This is a genomic window from Streptococcus sp. DD11 (assembly GCF_001578865.1).
Lineage (GTDB): Bacteria > Bacillota > Bacilli > Lactobacillales > Streptococcaceae > Streptococcus > Streptococcus panodentis.
In genome coordinates, this window is sequence record NZ_KQ969396.1 from 126,626 (window position 1) to 134,885 (window position 8,260).

General features: G+C 48.1%; 2 protein-coding genes. Both read right to left on the reverse strand.

Features of this window, described 5'->3' with window-relative positions:
* Positions 1-310: 310 nt before the first annotated feature.
* Entirely contained in the window at positions 311-2,719 is a 2,409-nt protein-coding gene (locus STRDD11_RS10050; protein WP_128837192.1) for an SHIRT domain-containing protein, read from the reverse strand.
* 553 nt (positions 2,720-3,272) lie between these two features.
* Positions 3,273-8,260 (reverse strand): ZmpA/ZmpB/ZmpC family metallo-endopeptidase (locus STRDD11_RS10055; protein ID WP_241209407.1); only part of this gene is annotated, 4,988 nt, incomplete at its 5' end.

The following is an 8,260-nucleotide window of genomic DNA, read 5'->3' on the forward strand; positions in this document are numbered from 1 at the left end:
CCTCATTGTTTTTCTTTATTATAGCACAAAGAAAGCCTGAGCAACTATATTTTCAGCAGGCTTTTTATCATTAGGAGCAATCATAACTCCTCTATTTCTATTCTTCTTTCTCGTCGACTCCATTCTTATACGGTATCTTCCAAAAGATAGATTTCTCTTCGGGTGAGGACTCAGCCATCATAGGAGTCTGTCCCAGCCTCGCCTGCTTTAGAATTTATAAGACTAATCGTCAGTACATTATCAAGGATAGGTGATGACAAAAGCTAGAAAAAATCACCTCAGCTAGCTGAGGTGATTCGTCTGGCTAAAATTAATTAGCTTTTTTGAAACGATAGGCAAAAACTGATGCTGTCAGCAAGGCAAAACCTGCAAATACAGCAAGTACAGAAGTTTCACTGCCGGTTCTTGGCAGAACTTTCTTCGTAGCTTTTGACCTTAGATTGCCTGATTTTCCAGAGGTATTGCCTGCATCTGAATCATCAGAAATATCCTTACCATCCAAATCATTGCTGTCGCTATCAATCGAGGATGAATCCGGAACTTTTGCTTCAAATGTCCATGTGCCTGTAAATACGACATCTGCGCCTGCTACAGTTTTGCTGGCTGCATCGTAGCCCTTGAAAGTCCAGGTGCCGGCTGCGGTTTGGACTGTTTTCTTACTTGGGTCAATAGCCGTCACTGCTGTGCCGTCTGTGTATTCTTTAGAATCTTCTGGCAGCAAGCTGCTGACTTCAGCAGGCAGTGCATGGTTCGGATCGGCACTAACAAAGCTGTAAGCTGCCTTGTATTTAGCTGGTGCTGGTGTGAAATCCCATTTACCAGTAAATTTAAGGTCGCTGTTTGCCACTGTCTGTCTATCCGTTTCAGCATAGCCCTTGAAAGTCCAAGTCCCTTCCGCCACTGTGACGCTGGTCTGCGCCGGCTGCTTGGCATCTACATTGCTGCCATCAGTGTAGCGATTAGCATCTGCCGGAAGCAAATCGGTTACCTCTTTTGGCAGATTTGGATAAGCCGGATTGCTGCTGATAAACTCGTAGCTGACACCATAGTCTTTGTAACTATTGGTGAATGTTGGATTGTTGCCGGTGATGGCCGCTTCCAATTTTCCGTTATTGTCCGTCACTGTGACTGTCACAGTATGTTCTGTGCTGTCATAAGCCACTCCAGCTTCACTTCCAGCTACTTCTGTCAGCTTGTAAGTATAAGTTCCTTCTTTATCATAGTTGATTCCGAGAAACTTGATATCACCATTCGCGTCATTTGTTGCTTGAAGCTCTTGGTTATTACCGCCGACTTCGGTCAGCTTAAAGGTATACTTTTCAGCTTCCAGTGCTTTGCCGGTCAGCTCTTTCTTGGCAGTAATGGCCGCACTAGCCGGCTCTGCCTGATAAGTATTGACAAAGGACTCACGGTCATAGCTTGCTGTCGCTGTTCTGACCCCGTTCACGCTTTCAGCTTTTACTGTAATGTTAATTTCCGGATTGGCATCATCGGTCACGCCCGGCAGATTGCTGGCACGCTCACGAATGGCATAGTTAAAGGTTCCTTCTTGCTTAAAGCGGACTTTCTTAAAGGTCACACTGCCGCCTTGATTGGTCACAGTTTGGACAACCTTGTCATTATCATCCTTATTAATCAAGTCAAAGGTAAATTCGCCGTCTGCCAAAGTACGGCCGGTCAGCTCTTTCTGAACCTTAAAAATGACTTCATCAGGCCGGGTAGCTTCCCCGATACCATCCAACGTCGTCAGCGGTGCAAATGGCCGCGATACCAAGGCAGGCATTGTCTGACCGTTTGCCGTCACCGTCACATCGTTAAAGGCCTTTTTGGTTACCTTATCAACTGGCTTGGTCAGGCGAGTCCGGTAGACGATATAAATCCCTCTGCCATTGAGCTCTCCTGCATTGACAGTGAAGTGATTTTCATCAGTAATGGTCACAACTTCGCTCGGCTTAAAGGATGTGCGCGTACCTGCTACTGCATTTGAAGCACCTTCCCAGTCGGTAAAGTGGTAGCCTGTGATGCCAGAGTCTTCGTCCAGCTCTTGGTCATCGGGAATAGCATCTTCAACGACCACTTGGCCAAGATTTTGGACATCACGGTTGACGCGGATACGCCAGTTGACATAGTTTGGATCCTTAGAATCCTGAACACCCCACTTGGAATACCCCTGAGGCTCCTCATCGACCTTGATACGCTTGAGCTTATAGGTCCTGGCACCAGGAAAATGAACTTCCTGCTCCTGATTGTAGGGCATATTATCAGCCCAGACAACGGTAAAGGAAGCTGAAATCCGCTTGCTGTCAGGATTGGCGGCAAAATAAGCTGCATTGGTCACGGTCACCGTTGCAGTACCAGTCACAGGATCTGTCACCAACTTAGCAATGACCGTAGTACCGTCCGGCGCTGTCAGATTTTCCTCGGCGGCCCGTTCGATTTTGAACTGCTGAGGCACTTTGTAGACCATTGTATCGCCGTCATTTAATACCTTGTCATTTGCAAAAGTATAGGTCGGAGCGATGTAAAATTTGCCTTCACCATAGCCGGTATCCTTGAGTACATTGGTATTAATGGTGACATTTGTAGTCAGCTGATAGTCGCTTTCAGTCAATTCCGCAGCTGAAGCACTGCTATTTTGGCTCAGCAGGGGAATAAAAACCGACACTAGCAGCAAGACAGCCATCACAGCATGGGACAGCTTATCATAAATTTGTTTCAACTGAACGATTTCTCCTCCTTCTTTTCTTTTTCAATGCAGTCTTTCCGTTTGTCTTTTGCAGCAGGCCAGAGCGAGCTGGATCCTGCATAGAAAACCAACGAAAAACTGCGGAGACAAATAAGAGCAGGCACACCCTTACTTGTCTGGCTTTTCTTTTCAGCTGACAAAAAAGACAGAAAGACTCTATGCTTCATCGTCAAGCCAAAAAACATAAGATGCATATGCTGGAATATGACATATACATGACAATTATAACATCTTTTGTCATAAATAGCAGTATTTTATGCGCTTTTCGCCCCTATTTTGGTCTATTTTTTTCCTATTTTTTCTATTCTCAGATTAAAATAGACACGAAAGTCAGCAAAAAACCAATCCTTTCAAGCAACACTTGGCAGAATTGGTTTTTTTGATGGCTTGCAAGCCGTTATTGAAATCACAGCCAGCTTCGTTTTGCTGATTTGACAAGGCAAATGAAAGGACGAAGCGGGCTGCTGATGACTTACTGGCCGACCCCTTGAGGCGAACCAGCTCAATAGTCGGTTCCTAAGCAAATCTATTTAAAAATGGATTCTCTGAAGTCGTCTGTCTCACGCAGATAAGCATTGTAAATCTTCTTCTTGAGCAGGTTGACCCAGCTGGCTTCCACTTTGGTAGTGGCATTGGTGATATTGCGCACATCCTCTGCCACAGCCTCGTCCATGAGTTTCTGCATTTCTGCATAGGAAGAAATTGTCACCTTTTTGGTGCTGTTCGGCTTCTTCAGCTCATACTCAATGGTAATCGGCTTCAGATTTTGCAGTTTGTCAATCCGCTCTCGATACATGGCTTTCTTAAAGGCTGTCCATGACTCGTATTCACCTTTCAGAACATGGTCAAAGACTTTCTGGTCCGTCACCAGACCGACGTCTTTCTTAAGCCAGCTGTCATAAGTGATAGAACCTTCAGCCACAGCTTCCTTGGAGAATTGGCCGGAAACATAAGGCACGAAGCCGTCTTGGTAGCCCTTAGCCGCCAAGAGTTCGTAAGCCGTCCGGCGGAACATGACATCGCCCGGTGCACCATTTGGATTGCTGAGAGCTGAGTAGATTGGCGAGAAGAGGCTGAGACTGAGGTAGCCGTTACGGGTATACTGGCCGCTGTCTTTATTTTCCCTGCGGGTGATGACATCATTGTCAATCAGGGATTCAAAAGTCGTCAGCTGCTTGATTTCTTCAGCAGTGAAGCTGCGGACCTGATTGCCCGCGTGGGTCTGCTTATTATACTTATCCGTAACATAGTAGTTCTCCATCTTCCTGAACCACTTGAGCTTGGCATCATCAGACTGCTTGACCATCGAAGTGCCTTCCAGATAGTCCAACGTGTAAATCATGTCAAACATACCGTGTACATAGTGCTGCAGATCATCAGCATTCTGGACGCGCTCCTTAAAGTTGTAAGTGTGCATCCGTGTGGTAGAATCCTTATCCGTCTTAAAGAGGGTATTCAGGGTGATGGTTGCTTCGTCAGTACTTGGCGTAGACTGCAGGAGACCGCGGGCATAGAGCTCAGCTCCCAATCCTTCGCGGCGGCCGTTTCCTTCAAAGTAAATAGCGCCGTCAGAATTGTGGGTCATCTCATGGGTATAGACAGAGTTGCCGTAGTCTTCCAGCAGACGAGCCGCATCAAAGTGGGTGACATTTCCTGTCGCATAGGCATTGTAGCCCTTGCTGGCATACCACTTACCAGCCGGTCCGAAGAATTCCTGCATAGAAGCAGACGGATCATTGGCCTGCGCCCAGTATTTATTGCCCTTGTCATCCTTGAAGGAGAAGCCGTCATAGACCAGAACGGAACGGAAGAGCTTGTCCTTGCTTTCATCGCTCAAAATCTTGTACCAGAAATCATAGTGATCGCGCTGGAATTCAGCTGACTTTCTGACCCGGTCCTCGACATATTCAGCTAGCTCTGCATCTGTCCGCACCTTGCCGTTGACCGCATCACGGTAACGGTCATAAGCTCCCATGGAGATGGTGGACATATTGGAGATGACATAGACGCCTTTTTCGCTCATGGTCAGGAGCGGCAAGAGCATGCCTTTGTATTCCCAATTATCAGCAGTAATCTTGTCATAAACTCCGACAGAGTATTTACCGCCATTGACAGCCTCGTCCTGCAGTTTTCTGGCGGCGGCTACTTCTGACTTGGACTCAACGATGTAGGCCTTGGTATTGGTCTTCAGCCATTCGTTATTAGTCTTGGTTGGCAGGAAGAGCTGGCGGTAGCCTTCCAGATAGTTGAAGAGCCCCCTCTTGCCCGTTGCTTCAGCCAGTGACGTATCATAGGCCAGATAGCTGTTTTTAGCCTTGAGGTTGTTAAAGCCAGACTGGCCGAGAGCAATGATGGTATCCAGTGTTGAAGCTTCATTATTGCCATAAAAGTCAAACTTGTAGGCTGACAGATCCTTGACATTGATATTGTCATAGTTGATATTATACCAGCGGTTGAGGTAGGTCAGTCCCAGCAGGAAGGCTTCTTTATTGGCCGTGATCTTCTGAGCTAGATAATCAGCTACCGCATCTCCTTCGGTATTGATGGATTTGTCCATAGCCAAAACCTTGCGCAGCTCTTCTGACAGCTTGGTCTTGACCTGATCAAAGGCTGTATCCAGATAAAGATCATCCAGCGATGTATCAGCTGCCACACCCAGAACGGTGCGCATAGCCGGTGAGTCCAGGACCACCTTGTCCAGCTCTGGCAGCACTTGATTCAGCACTCTGCTATAGTCAGATAGGAAGGCTTCTGGTGTATAAAGGAGGCCTAAGTCATTTACAGTGTATTCTGCAATGGCCTTGTATTTGAAATCACCCTTATAGGTCAGATCCAGATATTGGACCGTATTGTCCGCAAAATGCAGCATCAGGCGGTTAATCTCAGTCTTATGGCTGTGAAGATCCGTAATGATCTGGTCCCCCTTCATCGGAACAACATCCAGCAAGAGCTCTGTATTGAGCTTCTGGTCTTCCGGAAGTTTATTGCCATAAGCTACAATGGTTTCCTTGTTGTAAAAAGGAAGGAGTTTTTCCATGTTGGCATAGGCAATAGCGCGGTTGTCCTGCGCATTCCTTTCCTGGCTGTAGTCCAGAGAGGTAAGATTGAGATTGCTGTCGTCCAAGCTAGTCGTAATGCCCAGTCCAGTCAGCTTTTCTTCTGCCTCTTCCAGTGTCAGTGTCGAGGTGACAAACTTGTCATTTTCCAGCCCTTCATTGCCTTCAACGACATAAGCCTCTGTGATACGGGTGTTGTCATAGCCTTGGTCTCCGGAAATACTGCGGAAATTCGTACCGCTGATGTTGCTGATGACCGTATCAATTAAGCCATTGGAATAATTAGACCCGACTACACCGCCGATTTGGCCGTTCTTAGTCGTATTTTGGATCTGTCCAGATACATACGATCGGCTGATCCGGGCATTGTCCTCCAAGCGGCCGACCAGACCGCCGAAGCGCTGTTCATTTGTCCGAGCGCCTGCGAGTATGGTCACATCTGCTCTGCTTTGGCTGAGCAGGGATCTGCTGCCTTTCAGATTGGCCACTAGACCGCCGGCATTGTATGCCTTGGTCTGCTTATCATTGGTCTGGATAGTCCCGCTAAAGGAGCTGTTGCTGATTTGCGTATTGCTGGCAACGACGACCAAACCAGCTACCTGTGAGGCCTTGTCCACTACAGCTACCTTCCCTTGGGCAGAGACATCGCTGATCCGGGCATTGTCCGCATTGCGGGCCAGAGCTGCCGAGTCATAGGTCCCGACAATATTGACATCCTTCAGATCCAGATTGGAAACAGAGGAGCCGCTCTTGAGGTTTTCAAACAAAGGCTTAGCCAGATTATAAATGGCGTACTGCTTGCCATCGTGGCCGCCTGTCAGGCTGCCAGTGAAGTTTCCTTTGAGATAGACATAGTCCGCCGGTGCCAGACTGACCTCGCTGGCATCCAGATCTGCTCCCAGCACATAGCTGCCGGCCATGTTTTTCTTCATAGCGTCCAGCAGACCGGTAAAGCTGGTGTAGACATTCTGCTGACTAGGACCAGCCTTGCTGATATAAAAGTCATAGCCAGACTTGTAGCCTGTCGCAGTCTCTTCTACCAGCTCCGGCAGAGAGACTGTCACCTTGTAGGCTGCCTTGCCATTCTTCTCACCTTCTGAAATGCTGTGAACCGGCAGAAGCATTTCCTTGGAGTCGCTAGACTTGACTTTGACAAAATAGTTTGACAGATCAGTAGGCAGGGCACTCATAGAGACGAGGCGCTTGTACTGGTCGTTTTCCTTGCTGTAAAACTCTGCCGCTTCGATATTACGGAAGGCGATTTTCTTGTATTCCAAGTTAAAAGTACGGCTGTCATTTTCAAGCTCTGTAAAGCTGCCGCTGTCCAGCTCATAGGTCAGCTGGGTCTTCAAAGTGTAGTCTGTATAGTAGTCCAAGCCGTCAATCTTAAGATTTCCTGCAAAATTGCGAATCGGAAGAGCGCGAACCAGCTGTTCTCCCCTGTATAATTCAGCAGTCGCTGAGCGGTAAGACTGCGTCCGATCTTCCAAAGTGTATTGGACCGTAACCGACTTATCCTCAGCGTTTTCTGTCAGACTTAGGATAGAAACGGTCGGCTTGACTTTGGCTACACCATTCAGTGCTTCTTTGGCTGCTGTCAGACTGGTAAAGGCTTGGTTGACCTGCACCTGTGTCGCCAGCTGGTTGCGCAGAACCCTTTCTGCCTGAGCTGCTTGGTCTGTATAAGCCGTTTGTTTGTCTGGATCCGCATTCTTGTACTGAACGGTCGCTTTGACACTTTGAATTAAATCGTATTCAGCTTGAAGGGCTGTTTTGACAACCTCAAGACCGCTTAACTGAGCCTTGGCTTGATTGATCTGTTCCACCAGCTGGTTGACTTCTGCCTGACTGGCCTGTGATTGACTGAGAATCGCTTGGCCTGCCGTCAAAGCAGTATCATAGGCATTCTGATGGCTCTGACTGTCGTTGAAATAGCGTGCCTGAGCTTTAACTTGATCTGCTTCTGCCAATAGATGGTGCAGTGGAATTAAATCGAACTCTTCTAAAACTTCTGCTTTCGGTGCCTCATTGGGCACCATGTGTGGCTTGGCCGTGCCGACCTTGACGACTTGCATCACTGGCGCCTGTGTTTCGACATTAGACAGCTCCTGACGGTCAACTTCCTGGCCGTTGGAATTGTAGACGCGGGTCGTAATGGTCCGCTCACCCTCCACGCCCGGAGTCGCAATCTTGCGGGCACCTTGCACAAGCTCGTCCGTTTCTTCTTCACGAATAGCGAAGGTGATTTTCTCTACCCGCGTTTCGTCAGTATAAGTCAGCGGGTACTCTGGCAGGGCGTCCGCTTTTGGTGCCTCATTGGGCACCATGTGTGGCTTGGCCGTACCGACTTTAACAATCTGGGTCACAGGGGACAGCGTTTCGACATTAGACAGTTCCTGACGGTCGATTTCCTGGCCGTTGGAATTGTAGACGCGGGTCGTAATCGTCCGCTCGCCCT